Source organism: Brevibacillus sp. Leaf182 (assembly GCF_001423865.2).
GTDB classification, from domain to species: Bacteria; Bacillota; Bacilli; order Brevibacillales; family Brevibacillaceae; genus Brevibacillus; species Brevibacillus brevis_C.
On record NZ_LMPN02000021.1, the window covers coordinates 176,454 to 191,565 of the forward strand.

A 15,112-nucleotide genomic window follows, 5' to 3' on the forward strand; every position below is an offset into this window, starting at 1 on the left:
ATGGTATTTGTATTATTCTATCATCATGTATTCAGGTTCCTTCTTTTAAAGAAAAAGCTTTAGCAGAGTGAGCGAGGACTTTCCTGCTCAAATGATGAGACTGCTTGTCCAAAAGAAACATACATGCCATAGGGAATTCAGGTGAATCTAATTACATGATGGTAACGGGTTTTGTCCAAAAGCATGAAGCGAAAGGGCAAGAACCCGTTTTCTTTTACTCGTAAGTAACCTTCATCCTTTGACTAATTTTATTGTGGTAGTGGGAAAACTAACGAAAAATGGCAGATAAGGGGAATACACATGATCTCAGAATTCAAGCGATTTTTGCTCGGTAGACCTATGAAATCAAGTGAACTTGCCGAAGAAAAATTAAATAAAGTAAAAGCTTTGGCGGTTCTTTCATCTGATGCTCTATCTTCTGTCGCTTACGGAACAGAACAGATTCTTCTCGTGTTAATTACTTTGGGTGCAGTAGCGATGTGGTACTCTCTTCCCATCTCCATTGCGGTTGTTGGTCTTTTAACCATACTCATTTTGTCTTACCGCCAAACCATCTTTGCTTATACAACTGGTGGTGGAGCATACATTGTCGCAAAGGATAATTTAGGAACCACTACTGGACTGGTTGCAGGTGGCTCTTTGCTCGTGGACTACATTTTAACGGTTGCTGTTAGTACGTCTGCTTCTACAGACGCTATTACTTCGGCATTTCCAGTTCTACATGAACATCGCGTCCTTATTGCTCTGTTCATGATTGCTATCGTAACGGTATTAAATTTACGTGGAATTACAGAATCGGCAACGATTTTAATGTACCCTGTTTATTTGTTTGTTGTCGCTATTCTCGTCTTAATTATTGGCGGCGGATATCAATGGATGGTGGGAAATGTGCAAGCCCATCCCCCAGCATATGGGGCAGTTGTTCCAGGTATATCTTTATTTTTTCTATTGAGAGCATTTAGTTCAGGGTGTTCGGCATTAACAGGGGTAGAAGCCGTATCCAACGCAATTCCCAACTTCAGAGACCCAGCACCGAAAAATGCAGCATTAACGCTTATCATGATGGGACTTATCCTCGGTGTTATGTTCATGGGGATTAGCCTGTTGGCTTATTTGTATGGTATTTCACCGAACCCAAAGGAAACGGTGGTATCTCAAATCGCTTCTACTGTTTTTGGACGAGGGATCATGTATTACTCGATTCAAGCTGTTACAGCACTTATTTTATTCCTGGCCGCTAATACTGCTTTTGCAGCCTTTCCTTTACTCGCCTTTATGTTAGCCAAGGACAGATTTATGCCAAATATGTTTATGGTTCGAGGAGATCGTCTTGGTTTTTCAAACGGGATTATTTTCTTGGCTATTCTTTCAGCAGTATTAGTGATTGCATTTAAAGGAAAAACGGAAAACTTAATCCCGTTATATGCGCTGGGTGTTTTTATACCGTTTACCTTGTCACAAGCTGGAATGATGAAACGCTGGATTTCCAAAAAGCCACGAGGGTGGCTCACACCTTTTGTTATTAATACTTTAGGAATGCTAACGACCCTTACCATTTGCCTGATCTTTTTCATTACAAAAATCTCGCAGGTATGGCCAATTTTTGTGTTCCTTCCTATCGTCATTTTCATCTTTAGGAAGATAAATCAGCATTATAGAGATTTGGCAAATGAGTTACGCCTTGATATGGAAACAGACAAACCCGAACCCAAAGGGAGTGTTATCGTTATTCCTGTGGCTGGGATTTCGCAAGTGGTGAAAAACACCATTAGTTATGCGCAATCCTTGTCAGACGACATTGTCGCTGTCTACGTCGGATTCAGTGATGAAGACATGAAAAAAATGGAGGAAAAATGGGAACTCTGGAATCCCGGCGTGCGTTTGATTGTCCTGCGTTCCCATTATCGCAGTATAATAAGACCTTTGTTTAAGTTTATTGACACGGTTGAGTGGAAAAAGGCAGAAACGGATCATGTTACTGTCATGATTCCACAGTTTATTACCAAGCGGTGGTGGCATAACTTACTTCATAACCAGACGAGTTTATTAATCCGCGCGTATTTATTCGCCCGCCAGGATGTAAAAATTGCTACGGTTCCATACCGATTAAAGAGATGAAGCAGTACATTTTCCCCTATAAACTTCCATCATTTTTGATTACCTGGATCTTCATGTCTGTTATTTAAATCAAGTATGAGCCTAAAATTAGATTGAAAGACTACCCAATCATACACTTTTTTTACTCGAATGATTTCTGGCTGAATACTGTTGGAGACCCCAGAAGTGACGGTTACAACAAAGCTGCAAGAGGCCGTATTTCCTGACTGATCCCTGGCTGTGCAGGTGAGCAGCGTCATTCCTACAGGAAAGTCCATGGTGAAAGTTGCAACTGCAATTGGGGCAGGCGGGGAAAAGGACCGTGTGATCCCATGACAGGTAATAGAGGTTACCCCACAAGTATCAGTGGCCGTGACTTCATAGGTAACAGTAGCGGAAGTTTGCCCAGGTAAAACAAGGACTGTGATATCTTCAGGACAAGTGATGGTTGGAGGTTCGTCCATAACGGTGATGGTAAATGAACATACTTCTGTATTCCCAAATATATCTTGTGACGTACAGGTGACAACAGTATCCCCCACTGGAAAAAGCGAGCCGGAAGGCGGAGAACAGGTAACAGTGACTCCCGGGCAGGTGGCAACAGGTGTTGGATAGTTTACAATAGGGCAGGGTACGACCATGTCAGGTGGGCAGGTTGGTGGCTGCACGCATCCATTGAGCAAAACAGAAACATTGCTCGAATCCTCGTTTGCAGTAGCGATGTCAATTCTTCCGTCTCCGTTAAAATCAGCTACGGTTATACTGAGCGGACCTGCACCTGTGGGGAACTGGAAGGGAGTCGAGAACCCTCCCGTCCCGTCATTGATGAGTACAGAAATGTTATCAGAGCCATCATTCGGGGTAGCTAAATCAATGAATCCATCACAAGTAAAGTCAGCCGCTGTTATATCAAAAGGAAATGCATCCGTACCCAAGGAAAAGGGACTTCCCATTGCTTCTGTAAAAGAAGCAAAACCATCGTTTAGAAAGACGGTTACGTTACTCGTTGCGTTATTTGCGACAGCTATATCAATAAACGCATCACCATTTAATTCAACTGCTACAAGGCTACTGGGCGATGAGCCTCCGGGAAGTACAGAAAAACTCACTCCAGGAGTTTGGAACGTACCGTTCCCATTCCCTTTAAATATAGTTACATCATTCGTGTCTCGATTGGCAGTGGCCAGATCAAGGTTGCCATCTCCATTAAAGTCAGCCGCAACAATATCAGTTGGGGCCAATCCTGGGTTCGTGTCAAAAGGACTCCCTGCCGCCATACTAAATACACCCGATCCATCATTCAACAAGACAGTAATAAAACTAGTTCCTGCAAGTTGGCCCCTATTTGCTATAGCTAAGTCCAAACCATTCACACCATCAAAGTCCCCTACAGCAATCGCAAAAGATTCGGAAACAGCAGGAAACACACCGGTACTATAAGCCACAGGTGCAGCAAAAGTGCCATCCCCCATATTTAAAAGGATAAAAACTCGGTTATTGGAAGATTGATCTGTAACAGCCAAATCGATAGAACCATCTTCATTTAAATCAGCTGCTACAATTTGCCCTAATAAAGACCCGGGAAACAAAGTACTGAAGGGGATCGTTTGTGATACGGAAAATACGCCGGACCCATTGTTCAAAAGAATGGAAACATCATTGGACCCACTATCCACTACGGCCAAGTCTATGCGACCATCTCTGTTAAAATCGGCAGAAGTAATGCTGGAAGGAGATGTTCCTCCCGTATTATATTCAACTGCGGGTTGAAAAAATGGGCAGGCCAAATTGGATTCACCCTTTCTTACAGGAATACAGGCAGTCATTCCCTGCATCCTATGCAAATGCCTTTGATCATGATATGGCTGCTTAGGCATAAAGGTGAATCCACTAAAAAAAATGAAGAGGCGGTTTCCCGCCCCTCTTCTTGTATGATCAATCCCAAGCGAACCTCTGCTCTTTCCAAGGATCGCCGTACATATTATACCCGTTCTTCTCCCAAAACCCTTGTCTGTCTTTCTCCATAAACTCAATCCCACGCACCCACTTGGCGCTTTTCCAGAAGTAGAGATGCGGAATGACAAAGCGCAGCGGCCAGCCGTGCTCAGGGGTCAAATCCTCGCCGTTGTGTTTGGTAGCGAACAGATTGCCGCTTTTCATGAAATCGACAAGCGGAATGTTCACAGTCCATCCGTGCTCAGCGTGCAGCATGACGTACTTCGCTTCCGGCTTCACCTTTACCAGCTTCAGTACTTCCTCCACCGGAATGCCTTCCCATTCATTATCCAGCTTGCTCCAGCCTGTAACACAGTGAATATCGTTAGTCGTACCGCCTTTTGGCAGAGCCATCATTTGCTCATAGGTCAAGGCAACTTCCTCTTCAACAAGACCGAAAAGACGAAAGCTCCACTCGGTGGACAGGTCTGTATATTCAGGAACCTCCCCGTAGTGCAGGACAGGAAAACCTGTCGTCTGCTTCTGATTAGGGGGAATACGGTCGCGTTTGGTGTCTGATGATGGATTGATAAACATGTTGTTTCCACTCCCCTCGCTGATCAGTGTTCTCGATTATTTCCCAACCCGCAGCAAGGCGTGATCTACTTTAATGCACATGTCCTGTACAACCTCAATGCCTTGATCTGCAACCAATTTAGCAGCTTCTTCGTTGGCAATGCCTTGTTGCATCCAGAACACTTTTGGCTTGTTCTGCATTTTCAATGCTTCCTCTGCAACAGGCAGGATGTCTTCGCTGCGGCGAAACACGTTAACGATGTCTACTGGCTGATCAATCTCAGACAGGCTGGCAAGTACTTTTTCACCCAAAACTGTTTCACCCGCGATGACAGGATTGACCGGGACGATCTTGTAACCAGCGTTCTGCATAGCTTGCGATACCATATAGCTGGTGCGATCCGGCTTGTTGGACAGACCCACTACTGCGATCGTTTTTGCATCCTCCAGCAGTTGACGACGTGCTTCGTTGCTTGGATTTTGTGCCATGTGAAAACACTCCTTTTTTATATGGAAATGGAACTACCTCTTATTCACTACGACTGGAAACAAACTCAACAATCGTGCGTGTCATCGCTCCGGTACCGCCAGCTGGTTGCATGTCGCCAGCACTTGCTGTGTATGCCGTACCCGCGATGTCCAGATGTACCCACGGTGTATCGCCAACGAATTCTTGCAGGAAAACACCGCCGATGATGCCGTGGCCATAACGTCCACCCGAGTTTTTCAAATCGGCAAAGCGGCTCTTGTTCAGGCTGCGGTATTCATCGAAGGTTGGGAGTTGCCACAAGCGCTCACCCGCGACATCTGCTGCATTCATCAGCTCATCCAACAGTGCTTTGTCATTGGTCATGGCGCCAGAGCAGAAATGACCAAGCGCGACCACGATACCACCTGTCAAGGTAGCGGCATCCACCAGGCAAGACACTCCTTGCTCTTTTGCATAGGTGATGCAATCAGCCAGTACGAGACGACCTTCGGCGTCTGTCGTAATGATCTCTACCGTTTTGCCACTCATGGTCGTGATGACATCGCCTGGACGGAATGCCGTTCCGGATGGCATGTTTTCCACAGTACCGACGACAGCCAGTACGTTTACTTTTGGTTTAATTTGCCCCAGTGCCTCCAATGCGCCGATCATCGTAGCCGCTCCACCCATGTCCGACTTCATGTCTTCCATGCCTGCTACTGGCTTGATGGAGATCCCACCTGTATCAAATGTCACGCCTTTACCGATCAAGCCAATGACATCGTCCCACGTGTCTCTTCCTTGATATTTGACTACCACAACATAAGGCTCAAGCTCGCTTCCTTTCGCTACAGAGAGCACTCCGCCCATCCCCAGCTCTTCCAGCTTCGCTTTTTCCATTACTTCCACAGTCATGCCATAGCGCTCTGCTACCTCGACCATCGCATTTTTCAAAGCGCGTGGAGTCAAGTAGTTAGCTGGTTCATTGACGAGCGTGCGGGCCAGATTCGTTCCGGATACGAGGGCCGAACCACGTGCAACACCTGCCTGTACCAATGAAGCATCGGCATCTGCTGACAAAATTTGCACCGTCGCAATTGGGTCAGACTCACGCTTTGCCTTTTGACGGTAGCCCTCGTAATTGTATTCGGCAAGTCCAAAGGCTTCTGTCACGGCCTGTGCCAGACGGTCAGCACTCAGATGCTCTGTTGTTGGCAAATCAATAACCACTGTTTTGCCGTTGCCTTTTCCCACAACCGTTTTGGCTGCACGTCCCCATGCATTTCGGGCTGCGACGAAATCAAACTTGCCTGGTTCACCCATCCCGACGATCAACAGTTTTTTCGCAGCTACGTTGTTCATTCCGTGGACAACCGTAATTTCCTTTGCCTCACCCGTCACTTCCTTATCCTGCTGCAAGCCACTCAGACTGCCGCCAAAAGCTTCGTCCAATTCCGGGTAAACTTGCGAAATCTCCTCACCCTTCCATAGCGGAACAATCAGTTCATCACACACGATATTCACAAGCTGTATGCGTTTTTCTACTGCTACTTTCATATACTCTTCCCTCTTTCTGTGTGGTAGGATACTATATGGGCACATTTGTTTAACACGATGTGTCGACATATAAGCGCAAGGGTGGAAACGTCATGGCTTTTGCCTCTGTGTAAGAAATGACATCCTTTTCCGGCAACAATTTCTCGCATTCATCTATGTAACGAAGAACTCTTGTTACGTCCAGTCCCCAATGAACTGGCTGGTAACGGGTCAAATACTTTCGTGCATTGCCTAACATCCAGCGAGCACCTTTTATATTGCCGTACTCTTGGTGATACAGTCCGACTGACAATTGCAGCAATCCTTGCAAAAACTTGTCTGACTTATCTTCCATCCAGATGTCTTCCAACAGATCATGGCATTCGTAGTATTCTCCATCATTGAATTTTTCAATGAACTGTAAATACTGCTCAGGATACCCCATGGATGCATGCCTCCGTTTCGAACCTTCCGTCTTCATGGTAACACAGATTGGCAATGACTTTACATCCAAACAAAAACTTCACGGATTAAGACAACGCCCTTCTGTTACAATAATCCTAGAGATAAGCGCACAGTAGAAAGGAATGGATTTTCCGTGGCGGATTTTTTTGAAAACTTCCCCTTATGGGCAGCACTGCTAGCCATAGGGATCGCCCAATTTATCAAAATTCCCCTCCATTTTTTTGCAACGAAAACGTGGCAATGGTCACTGCTCATGAGTACAGGCGGTATGCCCAGCTCCCACTCTTCTGCCGTGACGGCACTATCCACAGCCGTGGGACTGCGTGAGGGCTTTGGCAGCAACATGTTCGCTATTTCCGCCATTCTCGGTGTGATCGTGATGTTTGATGCCGCAGGTGTCCGCCGCCATGCCGGTATGCAAGCCGTTGTCTTAAATAAGCTGGTCGATGAATTCAACCACCTGTTAGAAGGAATGAAATCGTTAAAAGTACGCCCTAACCAGGAAAAAGCAAAAAAACTGAAAGAACTGCTCGGTCACCAACCGATCGAGGTATTGATCGGTGGTTGGTTAGGCGTCATGATTGCGTTATTGCTCCATCCGTTTTTTTAAAGGAGGGCTCCCATGCGCATTGTCTCCATCTGTCCCAGCAATACCGAAATTCTGTATTATTTAGGCCTGCATGAGCATGTCGTCGGTTTGGATGATCACTCTGACTGGCCGCAGGAGTGGCAGCATCTTCCCCGGGTTGGACCCGATTTGACAATTGATATGGACCGGGTCGCTGCCCTCCAACCGGATCTGGTCGTAGCGTCACTCTCTGTTCCTGGCATGGAGAAAAATATAGAGGCTCTGCGGGATAGAGACATTCCTCATATCGTCCTGAACCCTTCCCGGATCGCAGAAATCGCTCATGATATCCGACTCGTCGGTGAGGCGACAGGAACACAGAGGCAAGCCGAGCAGCTTGCAGTTCAATTTGACGAAACCATTGAAAGCATCCGACAAAAGGCAGCGAAGTACGCTCAACGCCCAAAGCTGTACTGGGAATGGTGGCCAAATCCCATCTACACACCTGGTCAGGAAAACTGGCTGACCGATGTAAGTGAGATTGCGGGTGCCACTAATATTTTTGCAGATTATCCTGTCGCAAACGTCAAGGCCACACGGGAAATGGTGATGGAACGCAATCCCGATCATATTTGTGTCGTCTGGTGCGGAATTGAATTGAAGCGAATCAAACCTGACATGATCACAAACCGCCCAGAGTGGATGAACATGACCGCGATTCGAAACAACCAGGTTCATTTGTTGGAAGAAGGCCTATATTGCCGCCCTTCTCCTCGCATTTTGGAAGGACTGGAAAAGCTGGTTGATTTAATTCATACAGAATGACACAAAAAACGTTCAAAGCCTCTGCCTTGAACGTTTTTTCTTTTTTCTTTCATGCCACCAATGCGGCATCCATTCGTTTTCGTTAGTTGCTATTCAGTTTGTTGTTTGCCGCTGACGGGTTCCGCCATGGCTGCTATTCCTTTTTCATTCAAGCTATTCAGAAAAGCTTCCGTTACCTTGCCTTCGCCTTTTTTGACGATATACACGTCCACCGATTTTTTCCCCCATTGCGAGAATACATCCTGCTTGGTCTCGAAATACAGGTCAATTTTATGGCCGCGAATCGCTCCACCCTTGTCAGCTACAACGCCATATCCATAACCGGGAATGTACAAGATGGTCCCCAGCGGGAAAACGCGCAGATCGGCTGCAATCGTGGAATAGTCGTCTCTACGTACTTTTACACCTGAATAGGTAATGCCATAGGACGGGTGAGATGGATTTTTGCCCGTCGACTCGTATCCGGCATAGTAGCCAGTCGCTACTACACGTACTTTTGGATATTGATCATGAAATACATCCGCTTTATCAATCACTTGAGTAAGAGAACTGGCAGATACCGTCCGTTTTTTGACGACACGTTGCCCCTCTTTCGTTTCCTTGATTCCAAAAGTGGATGAGACTCCGTGGTCTCCCACAACATTATAGCTGTATCCATCGCTTGCGAAGGCCGTCAAGACCAGGATGAACAGCGCGATGATACTTACGAACTGCTTTCCATTCATTTCTTGGTAAACCTCCTCTCGTTTCTAGTCATGTCCCGACGAGGAGGAAAGTATACACAAATTTTGGTTGATTACAGAAATATTCTGTCAGTTGCATGTTTTTCCAATCAAATGCCAAAAGAAAAACAGGCCCGAAACAAAGGCCTGCTTGTGCTTGTTGTTAAAACATCCGATATCCTTTTTTGCGAAGCGTTTGAATGGTCCAGCCACTTGCCACTGTACCTGCCATGCCGCAGCCCAGAATGAGCGAATCCCAAATTCCCGGAACAATTTGTTGATAGACAAGTGCACCTACCACTACACCAACGCCGATCACAACAGGAAACCATGTTGTTTTCAAAATCATGTTTAAAATAAACCCAATGCCAAACCCTAGCACGGTGAACAGAACAATGGATACCATAAATTGCATCAAGTTCATCGACGAAAAAGACCTCCTGCCACCTTCTCCACCTTTTGCCACTTTCTCGGCAAATACAGGAAAGACGGGCTATTTTTCGGTATTAAGTGTAGCAAAAAGGCGAGGGATCGGTCAATAAGAGAAGCTCATCGTATGTGTTGCATGCCTGACAGAAAAAACCGCCGATGCATTCGCTTCGACGGTTTTCTATACGAGGTTCCTTAATCATTATTGATGAGAAGAAACAGCTTCCTTCTGAGCTTCCTGTGTACCAGCTCCGTCACAGTTAGGGCAATTCTCCGAGCCCCCCAGGAGCAATTGGAAATACCCTTGACCATGGCAGTACGGGCACTGTTCTTGTTTTTGTCTCATGTTGAGCTCCCCTTTCGGAATACATGCGCGAGAATTAATTGCATGTATTTTCAGATTATTTTGATGTATCTAACTATATCAGAATCCTCCCTTGGTTCACAATGCAGTTCATCGCGAAAAATCCATAAAAAAACCGCAATGTAAGCGGAAACATTGCGGTTTAGCTAGCTTATTCGCAGGATTACTTAAAGATTTTATAGGAAGTGTATTGAAAAATAGGATCGATATCAAACGATTGACCTGTCATTCCCTGCTCCCGCTTGATATAGTCCGGCAGTATGATTTTCAAATAAGTCGAAGACAACGGCTCATGAAGCAGCTCCTGTATCGGCATAAATCTCGCCTCTGCGATCTCACCTTCCTGCGGGCGCGGCTCCCCACCTATGTAATCCATCCAAAAAACGACCATATTGTCGCTAATAGACTCTCGAATGACGCCTGAACGAATTCCCGCCACTTGTCGCACGACTGCCTCGACACCCGTTTCTTCCAGCACTTCACGCACTGCTGCTTCATCTACCGTCTCGCCTTCCTGCACGAATCCCGCAGGAAATGACCATTGCCCTTTTAGTCCGCTGTACGTTTTTTTGACGACCAATGCTTCTTGCCCGCGAATGACGATCCCGCAGGCGCCTAGCCAAACCTTCCCTTCGCGCATCCAGCCCACTCCTTCCATGTCCTATCTAAACGAAACCCCCGGCTCTTCTTCGCCGGGGGTACCTATCAATCATCCTCGTCATCTAGGAGCCCATTATCGATCATGTATCGCAGATTTTCCCGATCCCTCTCGCGGCCCTTTTCCTTGAGCCGTTCGATGGCAGGCAGGATGAGAATATCTACTTCACGCTGTACATGCCATGCCAAATCGTGTCGCCCCTGTTCTTCCAGGTAAAGGCCCACTTCCATCATAGCGTTGTACCGATCCATCTCTTCGCGGACCATGAGCCCCCGGACTTGAATGCTCGCGTGGCGCATCGTTTTACAGCTTTACTTTCTTCAAGGCGAGACCGACGCCGCCAATTTTGTACAAGTAGCGCAGGTCGCTCGCTTTTTTCATCATGGCTGCTGTGCTGCCGAACAGCTTTTTCGAACCTACTTGCCCGATGCCCTCACCTTTTCCAAGGGAGGCCAGTGTCCCTTGCAAATGCGGGATGAATTTTTGAGGCAGATCGCCACGAACCAATGCAGCCAGATTCTCACCCAGCGTCTCGCCTTCCTGTACCGCGATTTGCGCAGTTGGCGGATAAGGACGTCCTTGTTCATTGAAGATCAATGCACAATCCCCTACGACAAAAACATTCTCATGACCAGGCGCACGCAAGTATTCGTCTACCTTGACGCGACCGCGCATGACTTCGAAGCCCGCTTTTTCCACGATGCTGTTGCCGCGGACACCTGCTGCCCAGATAACTGTCTTTGATTTGATTTCTTCTCCGGTAGCCAGCAGTACGCCATCCGGAGTGCACTGCTTGATCGGTGTTCCAATTTTGAACTCGATGCCTTTTCTCTCCAATACATCCGTTGCGTATTGGATCAGCTCTGGATCAAAGCCAGGCAATGCTGTTGGTGCTGCCTCAATGCAGTAGACTTTCACCAGTTCTGGATCGACATCAAATTCTCGGCACAGCTCTGGCAGACGGTCGCCGAGCTCTCCACAAAACTCAATGCCTGTAAAGCCAGCTCCCCCCACAACAAACGTCAGGTAGTCCGTACGATCCGGCTCATTTTTAAATTTGGAGAACATGTATTCAATGTGCTCGCGAATATTACGGACCGCATTGATGCTGCGAATGCTAAACGCATGCTCCTTGAGTCCCTCAATTCCGAACGTTTCTGGCTCGCTGCCCAATCCGATGACGAGATAGTCATACGCCAGCACCTCGCCATTTTCGAGCGTGACGGTCTGCTCCTCTGACTGAATGGCTTGCACCGTTCCTTTGACAAAGTTGACTTTGTCCTTGTTCAAAATGCCATCCAGACTGACGCGGGCATGATCCGCAGGTGCCGTACCTGCAGCCGGCTCATGCAGCCAAGTCGTGATGTAGTGATAGTTGTGCTTGTTGACCAAGGTGATTTCCGCTTCATTGTAGTTGAGCTTTTTCTGAAGCTGCAACGTTGTGAGCAAACCACCGTATCCAGCGCCAAGAATCAGGATTTTGGGTGTACCCATCAGTATCCCTTCCAATCATGTATGATGTCATTGTCCATGGTAACTTAAGGAAGATTGTGCGATTTTTCACGTGGTCTGGTACCTATTAAGATGCCCCATTTCATGATCCGTGTAGTATCGGAATTATTGCCCTGAGATGTCATCCGAACCACTCTGTGAAAAAATGCACAAAGTCAGACGTAGAAAAATGTGACAATTTCTTTACAGTCATCCTCATCTTATCGGCAACCGATTGGATTTGCAAGGGTTTTTTGCCTATCATCTTTCGAATTTTCTCTCCTGTTTTTCTACTTGTATGGGTTATAATGGTTGAGGAGTTCGCTTACGATTAATTCGGAGGTGCTTTGGATTGAATTTTCTGCAAAAGGACGAGCAAATCTACGACATTACGATCATTGGTGGCGGCCCTGCCGGGTTATTTACAGCATTTTATGGCGGGATGAGGCAGGCCAGTGTAAAAATCATTGAGAGCATGCCCCAGTTAGGTGGGCAGTTATCCGCTCTTTATCCGGAGAAGTACATATACGATGTAGCCGGATTTCCAAAGGTTTTAGCACAAGATTTGATCAATAATCTGAAAGATCAGATATCCCGCTTTCAGCAAACCGTTTGCCTGGAAGAGAAAGTGGAAAATGTCGTAAAAAAAGTAGACGATGTGTTTGAAATCACAACGGACAAAGGCACTCACTACTCCAAATCCGTAATCATCACTGCTGGGGTAGGAGCGTTCGAACCTCGCAGGCTGGAACACCCAGATGCCGTCAAATATGAAAAATCCAATCTGCACTATTTTGTTACCGATCTGAACTCCTTCAAGGGACAGCGTGTAGCTGTTATTGGCGGCGGTGATTCCGCTCTGGACTGGTCCCTCATGCTAGAACCTATCGCAAAAGAAGTACACCTCATCCATCGCAGAGACAAGTTCCGCGCACATGAACACAGCGTAGAAATGCTCATGTCCTCCAAAGTAAACGTCACGACACCTTACGAAATAGCAGCTTTGCACGGCGAGGAGCGCATCGAAAAACTCACGCTGGCCCATTGCACGACAAAAGAAGAAATCGATCTGGAAGTCGATGCAGTCATTGTCAACTTCGGCTTCATCTCCTCTCTCGGTCCGATCAAGAACTGGGGGCTGGAACTCGAAAAAGGCTCCATCGTGGTCGATACCCGCATGGAATCAAACATTCCAGGCATTTTCGCAGCAGGCGATATCGCAACCTACCCTGGTAAGGTCAAGCTGATTGCTGTTGGATTTGGTGAGGCCCCTACCGCTGTCAACAACGCGGTTTCCTACTTTAATCCGGACGCCAAATTGCAGCCTGGTCATTCTTCAAGCATGGACAACTTCAAATCGTAAAAAGGTTTCGTCCCTGTTGTTGCCCTCGATGGCTGCGACAGGGATTTTTCATTCCATTGCATAACCGCTTTTGTTGGCGTGCACAGTAGAAGCAACGAGGAGGCGATTACGCTTTGAATCATCTGTGCCCAGTTTGTAATGGCTTCACGCCACTCCAACAAGCGTGTTCAACGTGCGGTCAAGCTCTGCAAGATGCAGGCCGTCTGTATGACTTTTATGGGAGTTACAGCCCGTACCGGGAGATAGACGATGCCAAGATGGACAACGGTTACATAGATCGTACGCGCCACCAATGCATCCATACAGGCTGGTGTCCCTCCTGCCAAACGGAACAGAAGGTCATCCTGAATGAATGGACCCCCGCTATGCTTGTAACCGATATGAAAAAGGACGCGTACCAGTAAGTGGGTCACGTCCTTTTTTGTTTAAAACGTTATTTTTTCTTCATGGCCAGCTTTTCCGCCATACGAGAATTGTTTGCTTGCATTTGTTCCAGCATTTGCTGGAGTGATTCCTTAATCTTGGCTGTATCCCCAGATTCAATCGCCGAGTCAAAAGCCTCGTGTGTTTTTTTCATTTGCTCGATCCGAGCTTTTCGGGCGTCACGCTCTTCTTTTGGCCCCATGTTTTTGTCTTTCCATTCCTTGAACTGCTTTTCCATCTGTTCGTTGGTGATTTCGCCCTTCTTCACTTGTTCATTCAGCTTGTTGATCAGTTGCTTGCGTTCTTCACGCTTCGCCTGCCACTTCGGGTCGTCACTCAGCGCCTCGAACTCACCCATTAAACGATCGCGTTCTTTAAACGCTGCCTGCCATTTCCCCACGCTGTCTGGTGCATATTTTTCCGCTAGCAAGAGCATGTACATTTTTTGATGAACGCCTCTGTTTGAGCTGTGTCGCACCTTCATGTGCTTCTCACCATCGCCATGCTCATCGTGGCTGTGAGTCGGCTTGATCACCTGGGCACCTGTTGCAGATACATCTTGGGCCAACGCAACACCTGGCATGGCGAGACCCATTACCAGCGCTGTTGTCATCATTCCTTGCTTCCACATCTTCATACGATTCACTCCTTCTGATTAGAAAATGTCTGTGATGGACCGTTAAAAAGGACGCAACTCTTCTCTATCCAGCCCCAATAGTTTTACAAGGCCCATTTGCTCGAGATCACTTTTTGTTTTTTCGGTGCCATACTGATAAATAAGTTGGTAGATGGCTCGCAAGTTGTCATCGTATTCGTCGTTGTCCCGATCCGGCATGTCAGACCATAGTGTATGCCCATGCATCCACATCATGAAATCCCCATGGACACAGTTATTGAACAAGTCTCGCATCATGCCCACTTGAACGTCGGTCGCTTCAATCTCAAAATCGTACGTGGCGGAGCCTTTTTCATCGCGAATTTCCGCCACTGTCGTTCCTGCTTGCAAGGTCACGTAGTAGTGCTTCTTATCCAGTGTCACTCATCTCCTTTTTGGATCGCATCACCGACTTGAAAACTTTTCCTCCTTACCATGTGCAAAAATCGCGAAAAACATGTATATATAACGAGCAAAAAAGCCCTCCGTCAGGGAGAGCCGTGCAAAACGACTCCTATAATATGTAAAAAGACTGA

General features: G+C 46.9%; 18 protein-coding genes. 4 read left to right on the forward strand and 14 right to left on the reverse strand.

Features of this window, described 5'->3' with window-relative positions:
- The first annotated feature begins 300 nt into the window (after positions 1-300).
- Positions 301-2,118, forward strand: coding sequence for a potassium transporter KimA (kimA, locus tag ASG16_RS12900; RefSeq protein WP_056491552.1), 1,818 nt, complete (start codon positions 301-303; stop codon positions 2,116-2,118).
- Between the two features lie 29 nt (positions 2,119-2,147).
- Here kimA and ASG16_RS12905 read toward each other — a convergent pair whose 3' ends face one another.
- The 5 genes from ASG16_RS12905 to ASG16_RS12925 all read right to left on the reverse strand — a co-directional run bounded on the left by ASG16_RS12905 (position 2,148) and on the right by ASG16_RS12925 (position 7,058).
- Entirely contained in the window at positions 2,148-3,923 is a 1,776-nt protein-coding gene (locus ASG16_RS12905) for an FG-GAP-like repeat-containing protein (protein WP_056491554.1), read from the reverse strand.
- A 109-nt stretch (positions 3,924-4,032) separates the two neighbouring features.
- Complete coding sequence (locus ASG16_RS12910) at positions 4,033-4,629, reverse strand: sulfite oxidase-like oxidoreductase (RefSeq protein ID WP_056491556.1); 597 nt, start codon at positions 4,627-4,629, stop codon at positions 4,033-4,035.
- A gap of 36 nt (positions 4,630-4,665) precedes the next feature.
- Positions 4,666-5,097 (reverse strand): CoA-binding protein, encoded by a 432-nt coding sequence (locus ASG16_RS12915; RefSeq protein WP_056491558.1) that lies wholly within the window; start codon positions 5,095-5,097, stop codon positions 4,666-4,668.
- A gap of 40 nt (positions 5,098-5,137) precedes the next feature.
- The gene (locus tag ASG16_RS12920; protein ID WP_056491560.1) at positions 5,138-6,634 is read right to left on the reverse strand and encodes a leucyl aminopeptidase; all 1,497 of its coding nucleotides are present in this window, start codon (positions 6,632-6,634) and stop codon (positions 5,138-5,140) included.
- Between the two features lie 49 nt (positions 6,635-6,683).
- Positions 6,684-7,058: a DUF309 domain-containing protein gene (locus ASG16_RS12925; protein ID WP_017251328.1), complete on the reverse strand. Its 375-nt coding sequence runs from the start codon at positions 7,056-7,058 to the stop codon at positions 6,684-6,686.
- A gap of 153 nt (positions 7,059-7,211) precedes the next feature.
- Between ASG16_RS12925 and ASG16_RS12930 the strand changes: the two genes are divergently transcribed.
- Both ASG16_RS12930 and ASG16_RS12935 read left to right on the forward strand, forming a co-directional pair.
- Entirely contained in the window at positions 7,212-7,688 is a 477-nt protein-coding gene (locus ASG16_RS12930; protein WP_047074924.1) for a divergent PAP2 family protein, read from the forward strand.
- Between the two features lie 12 nt (positions 7,689-7,700).
- Positions 7,701-8,471: a cobalamin-binding protein gene (locus ASG16_RS12935; RefSeq protein WP_056491562.1), complete on the forward strand. Its 771-nt coding sequence runs from the start codon at positions 7,701-7,703 to the stop codon at positions 8,469-8,471.
- Between the two features lie 89 nt (positions 8,472-8,560).
- Here the strand turns inward: ASG16_RS12935 and ASG16_RS12940 are convergent, their stop codons facing one another.
- From ASG16_RS12940 to ASG16_RS12960, 6 genes are all read right to left on the reverse strand, one after another.
- A complete protein-coding gene (locus tag ASG16_RS12940) occupies positions 8,561-9,196 on the reverse strand; it encodes a 3D domain-containing protein (protein WP_056491564.1) in 636 nt (211 codons plus the stop codon).
- A 160-nt stretch (positions 9,197-9,356) separates the two neighbouring features.
- Entirely contained in the window at positions 9,357-9,617 is a 261-nt protein-coding gene (locus ASG16_RS12945; RefSeq protein WP_048034510.1) for a YuiB family protein, read from the reverse strand.
- A 207-nt stretch (positions 9,618-9,824) separates the two neighbouring features.
- Complete coding sequence (locus tag ASG16_RS30680; RefSeq protein ID WP_173616474.1) at positions 9,825-9,968, reverse strand: YuiA family protein; 144 nt, start codon at positions 9,966-9,968, stop codon at positions 9,825-9,827.
- 181 nt (positions 9,969-10,149) lie between these two features.
- Positions 10,150-10,626, reverse strand: a complete 477-nt coding sequence (locus ASG16_RS12950; RefSeq protein WP_056491566.1) for an NUDIX domain-containing protein — start codon at positions 10,624-10,626, stop codon at positions 10,150-10,152.
- Between the two features lie 65 nt (positions 10,627-10,691).
- Positions 10,692-10,943, reverse strand: a complete 252-nt coding sequence (locus tag ASG16_RS12955) for a hypothetical protein (RefSeq protein ID WP_007716742.1) — start codon at positions 10,941-10,943, stop codon at positions 10,692-10,694.
- A gap of 4 nt (positions 10,944-10,947) precedes the next feature.
- A complete protein-coding gene (locus tag ASG16_RS12960) occupies positions 10,948-12,138 on the reverse strand; it encodes an NAD(P)/FAD-dependent oxidoreductase (protein ID WP_056491568.1) in 1,191 nt (396 codons plus the stop codon).
- 349 nt (positions 12,139-12,487) lie between these two features.
- Here ASG16_RS12960 and ASG16_RS12965 point away from each other — a divergent pair, with 349 nt between their 5' ends.
- Entirely contained in the window at positions 12,488-13,498 is a 1,011-nt protein-coding gene (locus ASG16_RS12965) for an NAD(P)/FAD-dependent oxidoreductase (protein ID WP_048034513.1), read from the forward strand.
- 167 nt (positions 13,499-13,665) lie between these two features.
- On the opposite strand, the gene ASG16_RS31525 is transcribed toward ASG16_RS12965, so the two are convergent.
- From ASG16_RS31525 to ASG16_RS12980, 3 genes are all read right to left on the reverse strand, one after another.
- Positions 13,666-13,800 (reverse strand): hypothetical protein, encoded by a 135-nt coding sequence (locus tag ASG16_RS31525; RefSeq protein WP_255413004.1) that lies wholly within the window; start codon positions 13,798-13,800, stop codon positions 13,666-13,668.
- A 131-nt stretch (positions 13,801-13,931) separates the two neighbouring features.
- Entirely contained in the window at positions 13,932-14,558 is a 627-nt protein-coding gene (locus ASG16_RS12975; protein WP_056491570.1) for a hypothetical protein, read from the reverse strand.
- Positions 14,559-14,600: 42 nt separating this feature from the next.
- The gene (locus ASG16_RS12980; RefSeq protein ID WP_007716752.1) at positions 14,601-14,960 is read right to left on the reverse strand and encodes a hypothetical protein; all 360 of its coding nucleotides are present in this window, start codon (positions 14,958-14,960) and stop codon (positions 14,601-14,603) included.
- Between the last annotated feature and the right edge of the window lie 152 nt (positions 14,961-15,112).